At 70.3% G+C, this 1,423-nt stretch carries 1 protein-coding gene; it reads left to right on the top strand.

Annotation, left to right across the window (positions count from 1 at the left end; all coding sequences use genetic code 11):
- Positions 1–258: 258 nt before the first annotated feature.
- The coding region (locus HUK84_RS18120) for a formimidoylglutamate deiminase (protein ID WP_176641485.1) at positions 259–1,423 on the top strand (1,165 nt) is incomplete at its 3' end.

The raw sequence follows: 1,423 nt of genomic DNA, 5'->3' as shown, positions 1-1,423 counted from the left end.
CCGACCCATGCGATGCGGCCATCCTGCACCGCGAGCGCGCCGTCGCGGATGATGCCGAAATCGTCCCCGCCGGGCCGCCCGTCGCCGCGGGCCGCGACGGAGAGATGCACATCGATCCACAGGCGGTCCCACATGCCGTTCTTTTTCCCTGGTCTTTCTTTGGTCTTTCCTTGACCGTCTTTCCTTGACCGGACTTATCTATACATGTCTAGTTTAAGCGTATCCGGTGCGCAACGACATTCCAGGACGCCTGCATCCATGTCCCCTTCCCCCCGAAACGGATCGCTGTTCGCCGGACTGGCCCTGCTGCCCGAGGGGTGGCGGCGCGACGTCCGGATCGGTTTCGCCGAAGGGGGCGCATTCGGTGCGGTCGTCGCCGGCTGCCGGCCGGAGGCGGGGGACCGCCGGGCCGACATCGTGCTGCCGCCCCTGCCCGGCCTGCATTCGCATGCCTTCCAGCGCGCCATGGCGGGGCTGGCCGAATGCCGGACGGATCCCGCCGATTCCTTCTGGACCTGGCGTGAACGGATGTATGCGCTGGCCGGCACGCTGCAGCCGGATACGCTGCGCGCGGTCGCGGCCTTCGTGTATATGGAGATGCTCGAGGCCGGCTACACGCAGGTTGCGGAATTCCACTATCTGCACCGTGCGCCGGACGGCACGGCCTATGCCCGGCCGGGCGCCATGGCCGAGGCCGTCGTGGACGGCGCGCTGACGGCGGGGATCGGCATCACCATGCTGCCGACGCTTTATATGCGCGCGGGGTTCGGACAGGATCTGGCGCCGTCGCAGCGGCGCTTTCGCGGCGATCCCGATTTCATCGCGCGCATCATCGGCGATCTCGGGGATCGTTTTGCCGGCGCGTCCCTGCTGCGCCGCGGCGTCGGGCTGCATTCCCTGCGGGCGGTGGACGGGGACTGCATCCGCGCGATGCTGCGGGCCGCGCCGGAAGACGGGCCGGTGCATATCCATGTCGCGGAACAGCGGCGCGAGGTCGAGGACTGCCTGGCGGCCCTGGGCGCCCGCCCGGTGCGCTGGCTGATGGACCACTGCCCGGTCGATGCGCGCTGGTGCCTGGTGCACGCCACCCACATGGACGCGGGGGAATGCGGCGACCTGGCCCGCTCGGGCGCCGTGGCCGGCCTGTGCCCGATCACGGAGGCCAATCTGGGCGACGGGATCTTCCCCCTTGCCGCCTTCATCGATGAAGGCGGCCGGTTCGGCGTCGGCCCGGACAGCAATATCCTGCTGAGCCCCGGCGAGGAGCTGCGCCTGCTGGAATATGGCCAGCGCCTGCGGTCGCAGCAACGATGCCGCGCCTTGCCGGCGGGGCGGACGGGTTCGGTCGGGCGTTTCCTGTACGACGCGTGCCTGGCGGGCGGCGCCCAGGCCTGCGGCATGGAGGCCGGCATCGCCCCCGGCC

This window comes from Nguyenibacter vanlangensis (assembly GCF_013376155.1).
GTDB classification, from domain to species: domain Bacteria; phylum Pseudomonadota; class Alphaproteobacteria; order Acetobacterales; family Acetobacteraceae; genus Gluconacetobacter; species Gluconacetobacter vanlangensis.
Note: the sequence above shows the minus strand (reverse complement) of the source record. Positions and strands in the feature narration are given on the sequence as shown.